The sequence below is a fragment of the Paraburkholderia sp. MM6662-R1 genome (assembly GCF_050436245.1).
Taxonomy (GTDB): Bacteria; Pseudomonadota; Gammaproteobacteria; order Burkholderiales; family Burkholderiaceae; genus Paraburkholderia; species Paraburkholderia tuberum.
Window position 1 is genome coordinate 2,773,255 of the sequence record NZ_JBNDLV010000004.1, and the last position, 18,736, is coordinate 2,791,990.

The window sequence follows — 18,736 nt, forward strand, 5'->3', positions numbered from 1 at the left end:
CGTTGACGGCTGCGTCAGATCTTGCAAAGGAGTCCGATCATGTCCGAGTTCGTCCCGTTGAATAACTGGGCAAGCGCCGCGTCGCCGTTTCATGCCGGCGAGCAGGATGCGCAGCAGCGCGCGAATGTGCGTGAGGTGGCCGAGTCGATGGGACGTCGGGGCATTCGCCGATTCATGCCTGAGCAGCATCGCGAGTTCTTTGCCGCGCAGCCGTTCGTCGTGATTGGCGGCGTCGATGCGAGCGCTCAGCCGTGGGCGACGCTGCGTGCGGGTGCGCCGGGTTTCGTCTCGTCACCGGATGCGGGCACACTGCGCATCGAAGGTGGCACATTGGCTGGCGATCCGCTCGCCGCGGGTTGGCGGGAAGGGGCGCAGCTCGGTGCGCTGGGCATCGAGCCGCGCACGCGGCGGCGCAATCGGGCAAATGGCGTCGTCCGGTCCGTGGCAGGCGACACGTTGCAGATCGAAGTCATGCAGAGCTTCGGCAATTGCCCGAAGTATATCCAGAGCCGCGCGCCGTCTTTCATCGAGCGGGACGCGGCCGCGACGCGCGCGCAGCCCGAGATCGCCACGCTTCTGAGCAGTGCCGACCGCGAGTTGCTCGCGAGCGCGGACACGTTCTTTATCGCCAGCGCGAATCTGAGCGAGGAAGCGGGCCCGGGAAAGGGGATCGACGTTTCCCATCGCGGCGGTGCGCCGGGGTTCGTGCGCGTGGACGACGCAACTACGCTGACCACGCCCGACTACAGCGGCAACCGCTTTTTCAACACGATCGGCAACCTCGTGCACGATCCGCGCGCGGGTCTGCTGTTTATCGACTTCGCAACCGGCGATCTGCTTTATCTTGCGGTGCTAGCAGAGATCATCTGGGACGGCGACGAACTCGCGGCATTTGCGGGCGGGCAGCGGCTCGTGCGGTTTCATGTGAGCGAAGTGCGGCGCAGTCGCGGCGCGTTGCCGTTCCAATGGTCGGAGGTCGAACTGGCGCCGCAGTTTCTGCCAAAGGTTCGAGAAAGCGCCTGAGCCGATGCGCACGCGCGTGCTTTAGCTGGGTACGCGCGCCGTTTTACTGCGCATTCCGGCCGAGCCGATAAGACACGCCGAGTCTGGTGGCCAGTTGCCATACATAGACTCGCGAGTACGAAATGCCAAACTGACGGCTTATCAGCTCCCGCATGCGCGCATTGCTCCAGCCGTCGGCGTCGAAGCCATAGTCCCGCGGCGAGGCCCTCAGCGCCTGGGCCAACCAGTCCAGATCCGCCACCGCGAGTGCGGAATGGCGGCCGCCGACGCTCATGTTTCTCAGCGCCTCGAGCCCGCCTTGTTCCAATAGCTTGCGATATCGCTCGACGGTGGTCTTTGCCATGCCCATCTGTCTCGCGACCTCGGCCGCAGCGACGCCGTCGAGCAGTTTCTTGCCCGCCGTGAGACGCCGTGCGACGGTCGGCAAATCGTCATTTGGTCGATGCATCGGAGAACTCCGCCGTTGGGTCCGCTGACCGGACTGCAATCGGTTATGGGGTAGACAGTGAGGAGGGCGCGCCACCTACAGATAATCGAAAAGTCGCCTGCTGTGTCCAAAAGAATAAAAAATCAATCGCGTCTTTCCTCTGATAGAAAATCACGCAAGCCGCCCGTAAGGCGGTTACACGATGTTTTCTTTCTAAAATATTAAATATCTCTCTTGCGATTGAATTTAACGTTTGCTAACCTGATTGACGTGATTTTAAACAGTCGGCTCGCTCTGGCAGCCCGGATAGCGCCAGGCCGCATATGGCTTGACGTCAGGCGCTTTTAAGTGCGGGCAGCAGCTCGGAAGACTGAACCGTTTGAGTGCGCGGATTCCTGTTTTGCGAATGTAATTGGAATGCATCTTTCGATGCAGGATGGCGACTCGCCGGAAAGCTGGAAAAAAGGTGCTGAAGATTGAAAATCCTTCGCGGCGTTTTTCCAGCGGATTATATGTAAACGGGACATTCGCGCAGAGTGGCGTTGTGAAGCGTGACTCCAGTAACCACCCGCTTAATTTTAGCTGAGTCGTTGAATGCCGGAAGTATTTTGTGGGGGTAGTTTCCGACTCGATACGCATAACCGCGATAAAAGCTGACAGCGCTTTCATCGGTTGCCATTTGGGCGCTTGCAAGCTGGCGGTAAGGAGAACGACATGAACATGGATAGGACCCGCGATATTGCCGCGATGCTACTGCGTGCCGCGAAACGCAAAAGACTCGTGACTTATCAGGAACTGCACGCGCTTTTCGCTCGCGACGAACCGTTGCAAAGCCGCTATCGCGCATTGGAGGACGCGGCGCGTTCACTGAGCGATTGCGCGTCGCTCGACTACGGCTGCCTGATGAGCCTCGACAACGGCCTGCCGGGCGATGACTTCTTTAATCGCTTCAGGCACGGCAGGCCGCGTGAGTACGAAAAGGTGATGGGCTTCGGATCGGCGGGACGCTCGATGACGAAGAAGCGACTGATTGCGGATGCCGAGCGTCTGCGCGTGTTCGAACATGCATCTCAGATCGCGGCAAGTGGGAGGGTGGCGAACACGTTGCGCCCGTATGCCACGTCGAAATGCACGTAGCCCATTCACAGTCGCTCAACGACGACACGCTCGCCGGTTGAGAGAAATGCGAAACGTCTCTAAGCCACAAGGCAATAGCCGACTATAAAAAATCCGCGCGAGCCGCGATAGCGGCATTGGCTTTTCGCTACCAAGCTTATTCTCGTGGTGCGCAAAGCGGTATTTAACAGTTGTCTAATTTCGGCATGTGGCGTGCGTAAATTAATCTGTACGCACGGCCGCGTCTTAATTCATGAGGGCTCTGATTGGGGGGGGCCGCCCATAAAAATTGGAATTGAATTGTTGCGCCAGTTTTGTTGGTCACTGAATCGGGCTGCACCCGGCGTCAGTTGTGGCAGGCGAAAGAGCCGCGGTTCGGACGATTCGCGATGGTCACCGGGCACCGGTGTGTGCATCACTTGTGGCGGAGGGCCGACACGCGGCACGCGCATCGACGGTGGCCTGTGCGATGCGTACTGGAAGCATTTTTCTGAAGCATCCATAATTTGACATAAGATAAATTATCAACATTTGTGATGTAACGGCAAAACTGTAATGTCGTACCTAAGCAAAGCTGAAGCGTCGCAGTCGCAGCATTTTCCAAATCGGCCCAACGAGATTTACCAAAGCTGTCAGAGAAGTCCGCTTTAGATTTAATGATCGAGCTCAATCGCCTGAGGGCTTTATGTACGCTGGCGCACATTGTGCGCGCCTCGTAGGGGATATTTTTCAATACGGTCGTAGAATAAAAAGCGAATGGAAATTTGGGCTATGGACACCCTGACAGACGTGCGTGGGCATACAGAGACTAAGCGGATTCGAATCGACAAAAGCGTCGCGTTGAACTCTTTTGATGACGTGATTCCGCAGGAGACGATCGTCGAAATCAACGAGTTCATCGACCACCTGTTTGGCACGACGGCACCGCGCTCGCAGTCCGGCGCAGAGATTGCAGAGATGCTGCGTCGCGGTCAGGCCTTTCGCGAACTCGAACAGACGATCTGCGCGAATGCGCGCGCGATGGCCGCGAAGTTCGGTCGGACAAACTTACCGACTGAGCCGTTCCACGTACTGCGCTGTGCGAGCAAGACTTCGTTGACCGAGAGCCACTGCCGCCACTACGACTCGCACCTGCTGACGCTGCTGATTCCGCTTCAGCTCGCACCCGACGGAGTTCACAACGGCGACCTCGTGATGTACCGCAAGCCGCGCCTGTCCGTAACGACGCTGACCAACGTGATCTGCAAGATGCGCCATGGCTTCCTGCAAAGCCTGCCGCTCAGCTGGCGCAGCTGGCATACCTTGCATGATCTGCGGGTCGGCAACTGCAAGCGCATTCCGGTCAAGCCGGGCAGCGTCTACGAATTCAACGGCTTCGCACTTCAGCATGCGAACCTCGACGTACAGAACGGACAGCGGCGCACGCTCCTCATTCACTACTACGACCCAGGCCACTCGCTCGGTCTGAGCGGCGTGCTGCGGCGCGGACGGATCGGCTGAGGACCGCCCCGCAAGCCTGAAATCGTCCACGTTGGCTTGCCGATTCCGAAATCGCACATCGTAAGTCCTCCTGAATCGAACCAGAGGCCTTGCTTGCGATCGCAATGCACAAATGCACCACGGCCCGCGGCACGCCCGCCGCTGCGCGCGCCTGCCATCGCACTGCCCTATCGCCCCGACAAAGCAAGCGGATTTCACTTTGCCTTTAATCCGGCATAGACTGAATTTTCCGTTAGATGCTTTCTCCGCACTTGCCGTGGCCATTGCCGTGCGCGGCGACGGATGTTTTTGTCGTGCTCCACGAGCCGATGGCAGCCTAACCGGTTCGTGCCTGAACAACACTGAAAAGGGACGACTTATCATGGCCGATACCGGTTACATGGCACGCAAAACCGTTGCTGATATCGTCGCCAGCGCCGACGCCGAAGAAGGCCGTCACCTGTCGAAAACGCTGGGCGCGACGAGTATCACCGCGATGGGCATCGGCGCGATCATCGGCGCAGGCATCTTCGTGCTGACGGGGACCGCCGCCGCGCAGTTCGCGGGGCCGGCCATCACGCTGTCGTTCGTGCTGGGCGGCATCGCGTGCGCGTTCGTCGGCCTGTGCTATTCGGAGCTTGCGGCGATGCTGCCCGTGTGCGGGAGCAGCTACACGTACACGTATGCGACGCTCGGCGAGATCTTCGCGTGGATGATCGGCTGGGACCTGATCCTGGAGTACGCGATGGGCGCCGCGACCGTTGCGGTCGGTTGGTCCGGCTATATCGTGAGCCTGTTGCGCAACGTCGGCATCGACATTCCACCTACCCTCGCCGCCGCCCCCGGCACCGTCGTCAAACTGGCCGATGGCTCGACGGTCACCGGCGTGATCAACCTGCCGGCGGTGTTGATCATCGCGATCCTGACCACGTTGCTCGTGTTGGGGACCAAGGAGTCGGCGCGGCTCAACAACGTGATGGTCGCGATCAAGCTGACCGTGGTGGTCGCGTTTATCGCCGTCGGCGTGTTTTTCATCAAGCCGGAACACTGGCATCCGTTCATTCCTGCCAATACCGGCCAGTTCGGCAGTTTCGGCATGAGCGGTATTCTGCGCGGCTCGGCCGTGGTGTTCTTCGCGTTCATCGGCTTCGATGCGGTGTCGACCGCCGCGCAGGAAGCGCGACAGCCGCAGCGCGACATGCCGATCGGCATTCTCGGCTCGCTGATCATCTGTACGGTGCTGTACATCCTCGTCGCCGGCGTGCTGACCGGCCTCGTTGCGTACCCCGAGCTGAACGTTCCTGATCCGATCGCCAAGGGCGTCGACGTGATCGGGCTCACGTGGTTCTCGATCCTGATCAAAATCGGCGCGTTGACGGGGCTGACCACCGTGATACTCGTGCTGCTCTATGGACAAAGCCGCATCTTCTTCACGATGTCGCAAGACGGTTTGTTGCCGCACTTTTTCTCGAGGGTCCATCTGCGTCTGCATACACCCTATCTGAGTCAGATCCTGATCGGCACCGTCGTCGCGATCGTCGCGGCGCTGACACCGATCGGCGTGCTCGGCGAGATGGTCAGCATCGGCACCCTGTTCGCGTTCGTCCTCGTGTGCGGCGCGGTGATCTATCTGCGGCGCAGCGACGCCGAGGCGACGCGTCCATTCCGGGCGCCCGGCGTGCCGGTCGTGCCAGTGCTCGGCATTCTGTTCTGCCTGCTGCTGATGGTGGGCTTGCCGCTCGTCACGTGGCTGCGGCTCGTCGTGTGGCTCGTGATCGGCATGACGATTTATCTGTCATACGGCCGCAACCATTCGGCGTTGCGGCATCCGGAGCGCAAACGTACGTGAGTGTGTGGCGACTCGGAATATTATTTTCAGGCGCATCGATTTCGATGACAATTGCATGCCTTTGAATTGCGGCAATTGCTGGATGGCAATTGACATGTAATTGACAATTACCATTCAAGATCTCGTCTGCGAGCGGGAATCCCCCGGTCGTGACCGCTGTGTCCGCCGCCTGGTGGTTGCCTGGTGGTCGCGAGTCCATTCCACTCGCGGCCACCAAGAATAAATTGACAAGCCACCCAGACACGGTAGGATCAATAGAAATCTTTTCCCCGCATTAACGCACCCACACACGTTCTGAATAGTTAATTCGACCGCAAACCGTTAAAACCGTCACCGATCTCACGCGCAAAAAAGACTGCCTTGATCAAAGGAGTTTCTCTTGCTTTGCTCCGCACTCCGCCTGCGTAGTCGTGCCGTATCGCTTCTGATCACCGGTTTGCCGCTCCTGCTTGCCGCCTGCAACGAGCGGTCGCAGACTCCCACCGCCGCGTCGATGCCACCGGTTCCCGTGCTGGTCGAAACGGTTTCCACCACCCCTGTCGCCGATATCGTCGAGTTGCCTGGCCGCATCGAGGCCGTGCGCACCGCCGAGATTCGCGCGCGCGTCGACGGCATCGTCCAGCGCACGCTCTATCGGGAAGGCACGGACCTGCCGGCCAACGCCCCACTCTTCCAGATCGACGCGAGCGACTATCGCGCGCAGTTGCAGCAGGCGCAGGCCGCGCTCACGCGCGCGACCGCCGTGCGCGACAACGCGGCGTCGGTGGTGGACCGGTTCAAGCCGCTCGTCGGCCGTCATGCGGTCAGCGCGCAGGAATACGACGCCGCGCTCGCGACCATGCAGCAGGCGCAGGCCAATGTCTCCGATGCGCAAGCTGCGGTTTCGCTTGCGCAACTGCGGCTCGATCGCTGCATCGTACGCACGCCGATCGCCGGACGCGCGGGCCGCGCGCTCGTCACCGAAGGCGCGCTCGTCAGCGCGGGTGCGGCCACGCTGCTCACGCAGGTCAATCAACTGACGCCGATCAACGCGGTGTTCACGCAGTCGAATACCGCAATGCTCGACGTCGAGCAGGAGATCCAGTCGGGCGCGCGCAAGCCGACCAGCATGAAGCACGTCGAGGTGCAACTGATCCTTGCCAACGGCCAGCTCTACAACGAGCGCGGTTTTCTGGACTTCGCCGATCTCGTCGTCGATCCGTCGACCGGTACGCAGACGGTGCGCGCGCAGTTCGCGAATCCGGACCGCACGCTGTTGCCGGGGCAGTTCGTGCGCGGGCGCATCATCGCGGCGGGCAATGTGCGGGGCATCCGTATTCCCGAGCGCGCGGTGCAGATCGACCACGGCATTGCAAGCGTCGCGTTGGTCGCCGACGACGGCACCGTGGTCCGCCGCAATATCGATCTCGGCGAGCAGGGCGAAGGACGCTGGACCGTGCGCGACGGTCTGAAGCCCGGCGAGCGCCTGATCGTCGATGGCTGGCAGAAGGTGCAGCCCGGTCAACGGGTCGACGCGCGGCCCGCCCCCGATGCGTCGCCAGCGGCGCATTCGGCCGCGTCCCCTGCTCCCGCTTCGACCGCGCACTGACGGGCTCGCCGATGAATCGATTCTTCGTCGCCCGGCCGGTCTTCGCGTGGGTCATCGCCCTTTTCATCGTGCTGTTCGGCTCGATCGCGCTCGCGCTGCTGCCGGTCGAGCAGTACCCCGACGTCGCTCCGCCGTCGCTCACCATCAGCGCGGTCTACAGCGGCGCGGACGCGAGCACGCTCGAGCGTACCGTCACGTCGATCGTCGAAGACGAGCTGAACGGCATCGAGAATTTCCTGTACATGTCGTCGGTGAGCCGCTCGAACGGCACGATGCAGATCACCGTGGTGCTAAAGCCCGGCACCGATCTCGACATCGCGCGCACTCAGGTGCAGGACCGTCTGAGCCGCGTCGAACCGCGCCTGCCGCTCGAAGTCCGTCAGATCGGCTTGAGCGTGACGAAGGCGTCGTCGGGCTTTCTGATGCTGCTTGCACTGCAGGCGACCGACGGCACCACCGACGCCGTCGCGATGGGCAACTTCGCGTCGAACAACATCGTCAACGAGCTGCGCCGTATCGACGGCGTCGGCGACGTGCAGCTGTTCGGCTCGTCGTACGCGATGCGGATCTGGCTCGATCCGCGCAAGCTCGCGGGCTTTGGGCTGTCGGCCAGCGAGGTGCTGCAGGCGATCCAGGAGCAGAACAGCCAGACCGCGGGCGGCAGCCTCGGCGATCAGCCGATCGCGCCGGGCTCCGAGTTCACCGCGCAGATCGTCACGCAAAGCCGCTTCACGACGCCCGAGCAGTTCCGCGAAATCATCGTGCACGCGAATCCGGATGGCTCGACCGTGCGGGTGGGCGACGTCGCGCGCGTCGAGCTCGGCAACGACAGCTACGGCAACCGCCTGACCGTCAACGGCAAGGCGTCGGCCGGGATCGCGATCCAGCTCGCGAGCGGCGCGAACGCGCTCGCAGTCGCCAACGCGGTGCGCCAGCGCATGGCCGAATTGCAGCCGATCTTCCCGCGCGGCGTCGCGTGGACCGTGCCGTTCGACACCACGCCGTTCATCACGACCTCGGTGCATGGCGTGATCCGCACGATGGTCGAGGCGCTGTTGCTCGTGACGGTCGTGGTGTTCCTGTTCCTGCAGGACTGGCGCGCGACCGTGATCCCGACGATCGTGGTGCCGATCGCGTTGATCGGCACGTGCGCGGGGCTCTACCTGTTCGGGCTGTCGATCAATATTCTGTCGCTGTTCGGCATGGTGGTCGCGATCGGTATCCTCAACGACGACGCGATCGTCGTCGTCGAAAACGTCGCGCGCATCATGCGCGAGGAAGGGCTCGGCGCGCCGCGCGCAACGGTGAAGGCGATCGGGCAGATATCGGGCGCGGCGATCGCGAGTACGCTGGTGCTCGTCGCGGTGTTCATTCCGATGGCGTTTTTTCCGGGCTCGACGGGCGGCATCTACCGGCAGTTTTCGGTCACGCTCGCGGTGTCGATCCTGCTGTCGACGATGTTGGCGCTGACACTCGGCGCGGCGTTGTGCGCGGCGCTGTTGCGCAGCGAGGCGGCCGCCAAAGAGCGGCCGAAGAACGCGGCTTCGCGTCTGCTGCATCGCGTGTTCGACGGCTTCAATCGTGGGCTCGACGCGGGCACCACACGCTATATCGTGGGCGTCGATGCGATGCTGCGCTCGCCGCTGCGCTGGCTGCTGGTGTTCGTCGCGGCCTGCGCGATCACCGTGTTTTTCTTCACGCGGCTGCCGACAGGCTTTCTGCCGACCGAGGACCAGGGGCATATCTTCATCACGTATACCGGCCCGCCGGGTTCGACCGACCAGCGCACGCAGCGCGCGATCGACCAGGTCGAGGCGTTTCTGCGAACCCAGCCGCAAGTGCGCAACGTCGCGTCCGTGACGGGCTTCAGCTTCTTTGGCCAGGGGCAATCGGCGGCCCTGTCGTTCGTCGATCTGAAGCCGTGGGACGAGCGCTCGGGCGAGGCCAATTCGGCGAGCGCGCTGGTGCGTCGCGCGAATGCGGCGTTTCGGCAGATTCCCGAGGCGATCATTTTTGCGCTCGACCCGCCGCCGATTCCGTCGCTCGGCAACGCGACCGGCTTCACGATGAAGATCCAGGATCGCAGCGGCATCGGCGGCGAAGCGCTGCAACAGGCCGCGCGGCGGATGATGATCGAGGCGTCGCAAAGCCCCCTTCTCGCGGGCGTGCGCGCCGAGGGCATGCCGGAAGCGCCGCAACTTTATGTCGATATCGACCGCGTGAAGGCGCGCGCATTAGGCCTGCAAATCGGTCAGGTCAACCAGGCGCTTGCGCTGACGTTCGGCTCGAACTACGTGAACGACTTCGTGTTCGAGGGCAACGTGCTGCGCGTGCTGTTGCAGGCGGACGCCGAGCAACGCATGCGTGCCGAGGACGTGACTTCGCTGCGCTTGCGCAATAACCGCGGCGAGATGGTGCCGTTCTCGGCGTTCACGCGCGTGCGCTGGATTTCCGGACCGCAGCAGCTCGAACGCTATAACGGCTTTCCGTCCGCGACGCTGTCGGGTCAGGCCGCGCCCGGCCGCTCGAGCGGCGCGGCGATCGCCGAGATGGAGCGCATCGCGTCGCACGTGTTGACCGGCAACCTGACTTACGAATGGACCGGCACCGCGCTCGAGGAAAAACAGGCGAGCGGCCAGATCGGCATGCTGCTCGGGCTGTCGCTCGTGGTCGTGTTCCTGTTGCTCGCGGCGCTGTACGAGAGCTGGGCGATTCCGGTCGCGGTGTTGCTGATCATCCCGTTCGGCGTGATCGGCGCGGTACTGTTGACGATGCTGCGGGGACTGTCCGCGGACGTGTATTTCAACATCGGCCTCGTGACGATCATCGGCCTTGCCGCGAAGAACGCCATTCTGATCGTCGAATTTGCGATCAAGGAGGAATCCGAAGGAAGGGACGCGCTAGCCGCCGCCAAAAGCGGCGCACAGCAGCGTCTGCGCCCGATTCTGATGACGAGCGTCACGTTCGTGTTGGGCATGCTGCCGCTCGTGCTCGCGACCGGCGCGGGCGCGGCGAGCCGCCGCGCGGTCGGCACCGGCGTGATGGGCAGCATGCTGACCGCGACGATGTTCGGCGTCTTCTTTACGCCGCTGTTCTATGTCGCCGCGCGACGCTGGCTGAGCCGCAAGAAACGCAGCACCGATCTCGACGATGACGATCTGCCGACAAGCATGCCGCGCGATTCGGGTGGAGGGCAGCGCGATGCGTAAATGCCTTCATGTGCGCCTGGTGCTGCCCCTCTTCTGCTGCTCGCTCGCCGCCTGCAACTTTGCGCCGAACTATCAGCAGCCCCAATTGCCGATCGCGGATCGTTTCGACACGACGGAGACCGCCAATCCGGCCGCCGCGCATCTGGCAAGCGAAGTCGACTGGCAGACCTTCTTCGCCGATCCGCAACTGAAGCTGCTGATCGAGGCGGCGCTCGAGCATAACCGCGATCTCGCCGCGTCGATCGCGCGCATCGAGCAGGCGCGCGCGTTTTATCGCATCCAGAACGCCGCGCGTTTGCCGCAGGTCAATGCGAACGCGGGTGCGACCCGCACCAGGGCGCCACTCGGTTCGTTCGATCCCGAGTTCGACAACACGGACATCTCGGTCCAGTTCAACCAGTACAACGTGCAGGCCGCGGTGACGTCGTTCGAACTCGACTTCTGGGGGCGCGTGCGCAACACCAGCGAAGCCGCGCGGCGTCGATATCTGGCCACTGTCGACGCGCAGCACGCGTTCCGTTTGTCGCTGATCGGCAATGTCGCGTCGCACTACTACGCGATCCGCTCGGGCGAGGAAGGCATCGAGCTTGCACAACAGACGCTCGACAGTCGGCGCTACGCGCTGGAAGTCGCGAAGATGCGGCTCGACGCGGGCGTCACGTCGATGGTCGATTACGACCAGGCGGCCATTCTGGTCACGCAGGCACAGACGCAACTGGCCGAGCTGCAACGGACCACCGCGCAGCAGCGCCATCTGCTCGAGGTGCTGATCGGCGGGCCGCTCAGCGGGTCGCTACCGCCGGCGCCGCCGATCGCCGACGCCGCGCAGTTCCGCGAGCTCGATGCGGGCCTGCCCTCCGCACTGCTGATCGACCGGCCGGATATCCAGCAGGCCGAGCAGCAACTGCGCGCAGCCAATGCCGACATCGGCGCCGCTCGCGCGGACTTTTTTCCACGCATCGCGCTGACGGGTAGCTTCGGATATGTGTCGCCCGAACTCGGCGATCTGTTCGTGCCGGCCAAGCAGGCATGGTCGTTCGGCGCGCTGGTCGGCATGCCGATCTTCGATGCGGGACAGCGCCAGGCGCAACTATCGCAGGCGCGCGCGCGACGCGACGAACTGGTCGCCGATTATCAGCGCACGGTGCAGAACGCGTTTCGTGAAGTGTCCGACGCATTGGTCGCGCGACAACGCTACAAGGAACAGATCGCGGCGCAGGAACAGGCGGTGCAGGCGCAGCGGCAACTCGCCGAAACGGCGGAGCTGCGCTACGAAAACGGGATCTCGATCTATCTCGAGGTGGTGGATGCGCGACGCAATCAGTTTGCCGCCGAGCAGCAGCTGATCCAGCTTCGGGCGACGGCCTTGCAGAACGGGGTGTCGCTTTACGTCGCATTGGGGGGCGGGCCCGACGAGCCGCGGAACGTCACGCAAAGCACGTCTCACGCTGAGGGGGGCCACCCGTCCAACTGAGGCACGCGCGCCACAGCAGCGCGTCGTGCCCGCCGCCGGCATTGCACCGGCGGGTTCTAGTCATCAGCCAAGCGTTACGTCGACCGATGCTTGTTCACCATCGCGCACCACGGTGACAGACACGCTGTCGTCCGCCTGAGCGATCATGCGGCGCAGTTGCTCGACGCCGTGAATCACCTTGCCGTCGACCGCAACGATGATGTCGCCCGCCTGAATGCCGGCTTCGGCGGCCGGACCGGTGGACTGCTGCACCACCACGCCGCCCGGCAGCTGCGCTTGCTGCTGTTCGTCCTGAGTCAGCGCACGCACGGCGACGCCGAGACGCGGACGGTTTTGCTGCTGCGGTTGTTCCTGCTGCTCTTCGCGTGGCGCGGCCGACGCCATGTCCGACGCTTGCTGCGCGCCCACCGTCACCGCCAGCTTGCTTTCGCCGCCGTTGCGCCACACGCTGATCGTCGCTTTGCTGCCCGGCGACAGTTGCGCGACCTGACCGATCAATTCGGTCGTGTTACCAATATGCTTGCCGTTCACGCCGACGATCACGTCGCCCTGGCGCAGACCGGCTGCGTGCGCGGGACCATTCGGATCGACCGAGCCGACCAGTGCGCCGCCCGTCGAGTCGAGGCCGAGCGCCTTGGCCTTGTCGGCGCTGAGCGGCTGCACGCCCACGCCGATGCGGCCGCGGCTCACGTGACCGGTACTCACGAGCTGGTCCTTCACGTGCATCGCCGCGTCGATCGGGATGGCGAACGACAGTCCCTGGAAGCCGCCGGTGCGCGAGTAGATCATCGAGTTGATGCCGATCACTTCGCCGTTCAGGTTGAACAGCGGACCGCCCGAGTTGCCCGGGTTGACCGGCACGTCGGTCTGGATGAACGGGATCGGGCTATCGTCGGAGAACGAGCGCGATTTCGCGCTGATGATGCCCGAGGTCACCGTGCTGTCGAAGCCGTAGGGCGAGCCGATCGCCACGACCCATTCGCCGACCTTGCTGCTGTCCGGGTTGCCGATCTTCACGGTCGGCAGATTGGTCGCGTCGATCTTGACGACGGCGACGTCGGTGGCCTTGTCCTTGCCGATCACGCGCGCGTGGAATTCGCGACCGTCGGTGAGCTTCACGGTCACGCTGGTCGCGCCGTCGACGACGTGATTGTTGGTCAGGATGTACCCGTCCTGGCTGATGATGAAACCCGAGCCGAGCGCTTCGCCGCCGCTCTTGCGTTGACCGTTCTCGTCGACCGACGCGGCTTGTTTCACGCCGATATGCACGACCGCCGGGCCATAGCGCGTCACGATGCTGGAGAAGTCCGGTGCCGACGAGCGCGAGCCGACGACATCCGCCGCCGCGTGCAGCGACGACGTCGGGCCCTGCGCGTCGTTCACCGACGCATCGGCATTGCGATGGCTGAGAGCGTACGCGCCGCCGATTGCGAGGACGACGCAGATCGCAGCGCTACCGCGCCAATAGTTTTTGGTGGTCATAGTCAGGGAGTCTTGCGGAGGGTTACGTGGAGGATGCGTAATGTAGTGGCCTCCACTTAAAGCAGACTTAAAGATGGTGTTCGATCAGAATGCGCGCGCAGGCCTTGTTTTAGGCGCTTTTTCCGTGTCGTGCGGCGGCGTCGCTTTATCGTGCCTGACCAGTAATTTCCCCAGGATTGACCCCACCCAAAGCGGTTCCGATAATAACCATATTATGGACTTTTTATCCACAATGTGGACATTTCTTTTTTCTGCACACTTCGCGAGGAATTTCCCATGCCAGAGGCCAATCAATCCGACCTGACGCCGTACCAGCTACCGTTCCCGAAGGAAGCGCAAAAGGAAATCGTCGTGCCCTTCGCGATTCCGACCGACGAACGCGTGTGGGTCCCGCAGGCAGAAAACGTGTCGTTCCGCCCACTGTGCCTGAATGCGTCGCAGGGATACTGGATGAATCTGCTGCGCGTACGCCGCTCGGGTGTGTTGAGCCGGCATCGTCATCCGCAGGCCGTGCACGGCATGGTGCTCAAGGGCCGCTGGCGTTATCTCGAGCATGACTGGGTCGCGACCGAAGGCAGCTACGTGTACGAGCCGCCGGGCGAAACGCATACGTTATATGTGCCCGAGGACGTCGAGGAAATGATCACGTACTTCCAGGTCAACGGCGTGATGTTCTATTGCGATCCGTACGGGAACTACACCGGTTACGAAGACGTATTCACGAAGATCGACATGTGCCGCAAGCACTACGCGGCGGTGGGCCTCGGCGAAGACTACGTCGAGCAGTTCGTCCGGTAAAAGGCCGCGCAAGCCCCAACAGAACCAACGGCCAGGACACCGCAATACCGACAGGCACGGCAACACCATTCCCACACAGCAGGACCCATTGCGCAGGAGACAAACATGCTTCAGAAGTCGCAGCGTCTGAAACGTATCCAGGTGGTCGCCGTCGTCTTTCTGACGGTGGCGGGCATCGTCAATTATCTCGACCGCAGCACGCTGTCGATCGCGAATCATCTGGTCAGCGAGGAATTGCATCTGTCCGCTTCGCAGATGGGGCTGCTGCTGTCCGCGTTCTCGTTGTCGTATGCGTTCGCGCAGTTGCCGGTCGGCGCGCTGCTGGACCGTTTCGGATCGCGCGTGATGCTCGGCCTCGGCATGCTCGTGTGGTCGATCGCCCAGGTCGCGGGCGGCTTCATCCAGACGCTCAATCACTTTCTCACGGCGCGCGTCGTGCTCGGCATCGCCGAGGCGCCGCTGTTTCCGGCCGGCGCCAAAGTCGTCAGCGAATGGTTCGCGGTCCGCGAGCGCGGCACGCCGATCGGCACCTTCATCTCGTCATCCACCATTGCGCCGATGATCGCGCCGCCGCTGCTCACGGTGCTGATGCTTTCCTTCGGATGGCGAACGATGTTCGTCATCATGGGCGTGGTCGGCGTTGTCGTCGCGCTCGCGTGGTACCTCGTCTATCGTAATCGCAGCGAAATCGCGCTGACCGAAGAAGAAACCGCGCATCTGAACGAAGGCGCGACCGGCCAGGAGAACCCGCAGGGCCTCAGCTGGTCCGAATGGGGCGCGCTGTTCAAGCTGCGCAACACGTGGGGCATGATCTTCGGCTTCATGGGCGTGATCTACATGGTGTGGCTCTATCTGACGTGGCTGCCCGGCTATCTGGAGCGTGAGCGTCATCTGAGCATCGCGCACACCGGCTGGCTCGTCGCGATTCCGTATGTGTTCGGCACGATCGGCATGGCGAGCAGCGGCGTGATCGCCGACTATCTGTTGAAGCGCGGCATGGCGCCGATCCGCAGCCGCAAGTGGCCGCTGTGCGTCGGTCTCGTCGGCGCGGCCGCATTCACGGTGCCGGCCGCCTACACACCGAGCACGACGCTCGCGATCGTCTACGTGTCGCTCGCGATGCTGTTCGTGAACCTGTCGAGCGGCAGCGCATGGGCGCTCGTCAGCGTCGCCGCGCCGCGACATCTGGTGGCGTCGCTCGGCAGCATGCAGAACTTCGGTGGCTATCTGGGCGGCTCGTTCGCGCCGGTGATCACCGGCATCGTCGTCGATCGGACGCATTCGTTCGTCAACGCGCTGCTGATCAGCGCGGCCGTCGCGTTCGCGGCGGCGCTCGTCTATCTGTTCGTCGTCCAGGAAGTGGCGCCCGCGCCGCTCGCGAGCTCGATCGAGACCCAACCCACCTGAGGCGGCTTCTCCCATGACATTCCAGAACCAGCTCCTCGAAGGCAAGACCGCGCTCGTGACCGGCGGCTTGTCCGGTATCGGCGCGGCGATCGCCAACACGCTCGCGCAGCTTGGCGCGCACACGGTGGCGGCTGGTTTGCCGCTGCCCGAAGGCACGCCCGATACGCTCAATCGCGAGATTGCGCGCGTCACGCTGGATGTCCGCTCGGGCAACGCCGTCACGGCCGCGGTGAACGCGTTCGAGCGTCTCGACATCGTGGTCAACTGCGCCGGCGTGATCAGCCGCGTCGAAGAACATCGGCTCGACGTGTTCGAACGCGTGATGGATATCAATCTCAACGGCACGATGCGCGTGTGCGCCGCCGCGCGCGACTCGTTGAAGGCGTCGGCGGGCTGCATCGTCAATACGGCGTCGATGCTGAGTTTTTTCGGCGGCGGTCTCGTGCCGGCTTATAGCGCGAGCAAGGGCGCGGTGGCGCAGCTAACGAAGTCACTCGCGATCGCCTATGCCGCCGACGGCATTCGCGTCAATGCGGTTGCGCCGGGCTGGATCGCAACGCCGCTCACCCAGGCGTTGCAGGACGACGATGGCCGCTCGCTGGCGATCCTGGAACGTACGCCGCTGCGTCGCTGGGGCACGCCGGAGGAAGTCGCGCAGGTCGCGGTGTTCCTGTGCTCGCCGGCGGCGTCGTTCATGACGGGCGCAATCGTGCCGGTCGACGGCGGATATCTCGTCGCGTGATCGAGTCGGCGCGTGAAGCGGCGCCGCCGTCGTTTGACGCCATCGATAAAGGCATAATTGCGTACCCCTGCTCTGCCCTACCTCTGTGTGATGTCGAGTTCCGCTTCCAAACCCCGTTCCCACGCCGGCGCCGCCGACCATGATGCTGTCGGGCACGCCGACGACAAAGCCGACTCCAGGGCCGTCGCCGGCGCCGCCGCGTTCTCGAAGTTCATCGCGGTGCTGCAACTGATCGCCGATGCGCCAACGCCGCCCAACGTCGCGAAGCTGAGCGCGGCGAGCGGCTATCCACGCCCGACCGTCCATCGCATCGTCGCGGCTTTGCAGGCTGAAGGGCTGATCGTCGCGAGCGGCAGCGCCAACACCTTCGGCCTCGGACCTCGCCTGATCAACCTTGCGAGCCATAGCTGGGAGCGCTCGGATCTGCGGCTCGCGGCCGTCGATGCGTTGATGGCGTTGCGCGACTTCACATCGGAGACGATCCACCTCGCGGTGCCCAGCCAGGGCGAGATGGTCTACATCGAAAAGCTCGAAAGCCCTCACGCGGTGCGCATGGCATCGCGCATCGGCACGCGTGTGTCGCTGACGTCGAGTTCGGTCGGCAAGGCGTATCTGGCGACACTCAGCGTGGCCGAGCGCGAGGCGCTGCTGAAGAACGCGCCGCTCGAGCGTTTCACCGAGCACACGCTGACCGACCTCGACGCCGTGCGCCGCGAGCTCGACGCGACCGCGCAACGCGGCTACGCGGAAGACCGCGAGGAGAACGAAGTATCGATCTGCTGCTACGGCGCCGCGATTCGCGGTCCGGACGGCCGCGCGGCCGGCTGCGTGAGCATCAGCATGCCGACCTTCCGCCGCCGCGACGATGTGCAAGCCACTTACATCGAGCCGCTGCTTGCGGCATGCCGCACGATCGCGGCGCGGCTGGGGCCGGCGAGCGGCAGATAGCGGACGATAGTGCGGCCGCGCCCGCCGATAAACTGCTATTCTTGCTGTCGCGCGGCCGCTCTGGCCGCCCGCCGCGTGCAAGCGGCAGACCCCGACAAGCTCCCGGCGGCGCTCATGCGCCCGCCTTCGCAAAGACAGGAATACGCATGTTCGGTTTTCTGCGCGGCTACTTTTCCAACGACCTGGCAATCGACCTCGGTACGTCGAACACGCTGATCTACATGCGCGGCAAGGGCATCGTTCTCGACGAGCCGTCGGTCGTGTCGATCCGCCAGGAAGGCGGGCCGAACGGCAAGAAGATCATCCTCGCCGTGGGCCGCGAAGCGAAGCAGATGCTCGGCAAGGTACCGGGCAACATCGAGGCGATCCGCCCGATGAAAGACGGCGTGATCGCCGATTTCAACATCACCCAGCAGATGATCAAGCGCTTCATCCAGATGGCGCACGAGTCGCGGCTGTTTGCGCCATCGCCGCGCATCATCATCTGCGTGCCGTGCGGTTCGACCCAGGTCGAGCGCCGCGCGATCAAGGAGGCCGCGCACAGCGCGGGCGCCTCGCAGGTCTATCTGATCGAGGAACCGATGGCCGCGGCCACGGGCGCCGGCCTGCCGGTGTCGGATGCCACCGGTTCGATGGTCGTCGATATCGGCGGCGGCACCACCGAGGTCGGCGTGATCTCGCTCGGCGGCATTGTGTACAAAGGTTCGGTGCGCGTCGGCGGCGACAAGTTCGACGACGCCATCGTCAACTACATCCGCCGCAACTACGGCATGCTGATCGGCGAGCAGACCGCCGAGGCGATCAAGAAGGAAATCGGCTCCGCGTTTCCGGGCTCCGAGGTCATGGAGATGGAAGTCAAAGGCCGCAACATGTCCGAGGGCATTCCGCGCAGCTTCACGGTGTCGAGCAACGAAATCCTCGAAGCACTGACCGATCCGCTGAATCAGATCGTGTCGTCGGTGAAGATCGCACTGGAACAGACGCCACCGGAACTCGGCGCGGACATCGCCGAGCGCGGCATCACGCTCGCGGGTGGCGGCGCGCTGCTGCGCGATCTCGACCGTCTGCTCGCCGAGGAAACCGGCCTGCCGGTGTTCGTTGCAGAGGCGCCGCTGACCTGCGTCGTACGCGGCTCGGGCATGGCGCTGGAGCGGATCGAGAAGTTCGGCAGCTCGTTTTCCTACGATTGATGCG

General features: G+C 63.4%; 15 protein-coding genes. 12 read left to right on the plus strand and 3 right to left on the minus strand.

The genetic code is table 11. The features are described from left to right. The first annotated feature begins 39 nt into the window (after window positions 1–39). Window positions 40–1,023, plus strand: a complete 984-nt coding sequence (locus OKW39_RS42580; RefSeq protein ID WP_429565434.1) for a pyridoxamine 5'-phosphate oxidase family protein — start codon at window positions 40–42, stop codon at window positions 1,021–1,023. A 43-nt stretch (window positions 1,024–1,066) separates the two neighbouring features. Here OKW39_RS42580 and OKW39_RS42585 read toward each other — a convergent pair whose 3' ends face one another. Both OKW39_RS42585 and OKW39_RS42590 read right to left on the minus strand, forming a co-directional pair. Next, window positions 1,067–1,471: a helix-turn-helix domain-containing protein gene (locus tag OKW39_RS42585; RefSeq protein WP_090809994.1), complete on the minus strand. Its 405-nt coding sequence runs from the start codon at window positions 1,469–1,471 to the stop codon at window positions 1,067–1,069. Window positions 1,472–1,726: 255 nt separating this feature from the next. Then, on the minus strand, window positions 1,727–2,119 hold the full coding sequence (locus OKW39_RS42590) for a hypothetical protein (RefSeq protein WP_429565435.1): 393 nt from the start codon (window positions 2,117–2,119) through the stop codon (window positions 1,727–1,729). Window positions 2,120–2,164: 45 nt separating this feature from the next. Between OKW39_RS42590 and OKW39_RS42595 the strand changes: the two genes are divergently transcribed. The 6 genes from OKW39_RS42595 to OKW39_RS42620 all read left to right on the plus strand — a co-directional run bounded on the left by OKW39_RS42595 (window position 2,165) and on the right by OKW39_RS42620 (window position 12,165). Continuing rightward, window positions 2,165–2,587, plus strand: coding sequence for a hypothetical protein (locus OKW39_RS42595; RefSeq protein ID WP_187611365.1), 423 nt, complete (start codon window positions 2,165–2,167; stop codon window positions 2,585–2,587). Window positions 2,588–3,337: 750 nt separating this feature from the next. Further along, complete coding sequence (locus OKW39_RS42600) at window positions 3,338–4,066, plus strand: hypothetical protein (protein ID WP_429565436.1); 729 nt, start codon at window positions 3,338–3,340, stop codon at window positions 4,064–4,066. A 361-nt stretch (window positions 4,067–4,427) separates the two neighbouring features. Further along, the gene (locus tag OKW39_RS42605; RefSeq protein ID WP_429565437.1) at window positions 4,428–5,894 is read left to right on the plus strand and encodes an amino acid permease; all 1,467 of its coding nucleotides are present in this window, start codon (window positions 4,428–4,430) and stop codon (window positions 5,892–5,894) included. 379 nt (window positions 5,895–6,273) lie between these two features. Then, the gene (locus tag OKW39_RS42610) at window positions 6,274–7,482 is read left to right on the plus strand and encodes an efflux RND transporter periplasmic adaptor subunit (RefSeq protein ID WP_429333892.1); all 1,209 of its coding nucleotides are present in this window, start codon (window positions 6,274–6,276) and stop codon (window positions 7,480–7,482) included. A gap of 11 nt (window positions 7,483–7,493) precedes the next feature. Then, window positions 7,494–10,691 (plus strand): multidrug efflux RND transporter permease subunit, encoded by a 3,198-nt coding sequence (locus tag OKW39_RS42615; RefSeq protein ID WP_429565438.1) that lies wholly within the window; start codon window positions 7,494–7,496, stop codon window positions 10,689–10,691. After that, the gene (locus tag OKW39_RS42620) at window positions 10,684–12,165 is read left to right on the plus strand and encodes an efflux transporter outer membrane subunit (protein WP_429365453.1); all 1,482 of its coding nucleotides are present in this window, start codon (window positions 10,684–10,686) and stop codon (window positions 12,163–12,165) included. Before OKW39_RS42615 ends, OKW39_RS42620 begins: the two co-directional genes overlap by 8 nt. 63 nt (window positions 12,166–12,228) lie before the next feature. Here OKW39_RS42620 and OKW39_RS42625 read toward each other — a convergent pair whose 3' ends face one another. Next, on the minus strand, window positions 12,229–13,647 hold the full coding sequence (locus OKW39_RS42625) for a trypsin-like peptidase domain-containing protein (protein ID WP_090809983.1): 1,419 nt from the start codon (window positions 13,645–13,647) through the stop codon (window positions 12,229–12,231). 276 nt (window positions 13,648–13,923) lie between these two features. Here OKW39_RS42625 and OKW39_RS42630 point away from each other — a divergent pair, with 276 nt between their 5' ends. The 5 genes from OKW39_RS42630 to OKW39_RS42650 all read left to right on the plus strand — a co-directional run bounded on the left by OKW39_RS42630 (window position 13,924) and on the right by OKW39_RS42650 (window position 18,732). Continuing rightward, window positions 13,924–14,445 (plus strand): 2,4'-dihydroxyacetophenone dioxygenase family protein, encoded by a 522-nt coding sequence (locus tag OKW39_RS42630; protein ID WP_090809981.1) that lies wholly within the window; start codon window positions 13,924–13,926, stop codon window positions 14,443–14,445. A 105-nt stretch (window positions 14,446–14,550) separates the two neighbouring features. Continuing rightward, complete coding sequence (locus OKW39_RS42635; protein ID WP_090809979.1) at window positions 14,551–15,852, plus strand: MFS transporter; 1,302 nt, start codon at window positions 14,551–14,553, stop codon at window positions 15,850–15,852. Between the two features lie 13 nt (window positions 15,853–15,865). After that, a complete protein-coding gene (locus OKW39_RS42640; protein ID WP_018425118.1) occupies window positions 15,866–16,594 on the plus strand; it encodes an SDR family NAD(P)-dependent oxidoreductase in 729 nt (242 codons plus the stop codon). Between the two features lie 90 nt (window positions 16,595–16,684). Then, on the plus strand, window positions 16,685–17,542 hold the full coding sequence (locus tag OKW39_RS42645) for an IclR family transcriptional regulator (RefSeq protein WP_429334599.1): 858 nt from the start codon (window positions 16,685–16,687) through the stop codon (window positions 17,540–17,542). Window positions 17,543–17,688: 146 nt separating this feature from the next. Next, complete coding sequence (locus OKW39_RS42650) at window positions 17,689–18,732, plus strand: rod shape-determining protein (protein ID WP_013091688.1); 1,044 nt, start codon at window positions 17,689–17,691, stop codon at window positions 18,730–18,732. Window positions 18,733–18,736: the final 4 nt, after the last annotated feature.

Bases quoted from the DNA above. Each gene is read 5' to 3' on its own strand.
- OKW39_RS42605 (WP_429565437.1), top strand. From the start codon at position 4,428: ATGGCCGATACCGGTTACATGGCACGCAAAACCGTTGCTGATATCGTC.
- OKW39_RS42580 (WP_429565434.1), top strand. From the start codon at position 40: ATGTCCGAGTTCGTCCCGTTGAATAACTGGGCAAGCGCCGCGTCGCCG.
- OKW39_RS42630 (WP_090809981.1), top strand. From the start codon at position 13,924: ATGCCAGAGGCCAATCAATCCGACCTGACGCCGTACCAGCTACCGTTC.
- OKW39_RS42635 (WP_090809979.1), top strand. From the start codon at position 14,551: ATGCTTCAGAAGTCGCAGCGTCTGAAACGTATCCAGGTGGTCGCCGTC.
- OKW39_RS42585 (WP_090809994.1), bottom strand. From the start codon at position 1,471: ATGCATCGACCAAATGACGATTTGCCGACCGTCGCACGGCGTCTCACG.
- OKW39_RS42650 (WP_013091688.1), top strand. From the start codon at position 17,689: ATGTTCGGTTTTCTGCGCGGCTACTTTTCCAACGACCTGGCAATCGAC.
- OKW39_RS42645 (WP_429334599.1), top strand. From the start codon at position 16,685: ATGTCGAGTTCCGCTTCCAAACCCCGTTCCCACGCCGGCGCCGCCGAC.
- OKW39_RS42625 (WP_090809983.1), bottom strand. From the start codon at position 13,647: ATGACCACCAAAAACTATTGGCGCGGTAGCGCTGCGATCTGCGTCGTC.
- OKW39_RS42595 (WP_187611365.1), top strand. From the start codon at position 2,165: ATGAACATGGATAGGACCCGCGATATTGCCGCGATGCTACTGCGTGCC.
- OKW39_RS42590 (WP_429565435.1), bottom strand. From the start codon at position 2,119: ATGAAAGCGCTGTCAGCTTTTATCGCGGTTATGCGTATCGAGTCGGAA.
- OKW39_RS42600 (WP_429565436.1), top strand. From the start codon at position 3,338: ATGGACACCCTGACAGACGTGCGTGGGCATACAGAGACTAAGCGGATT.
- OKW39_RS42615 (WP_429565438.1), top strand. From the start codon at position 7,494: ATGAATCGATTCTTCGTCGCCCGGCCGGTCTTCGCGTGGGTCATCGCC.
- OKW39_RS42640 (WP_018425118.1), top strand. From the start codon at position 15,866: ATGACATTCCAGAACCAGCTCCTCGAAGGCAAGACCGCGCTCGTGACC.
- OKW39_RS42620 (WP_429365453.1), top strand. From the start codon at position 10,684: ATGCGTAAATGCCTTCATGTGCGCCTGGTGCTGCCCCTCTTCTGCTGC.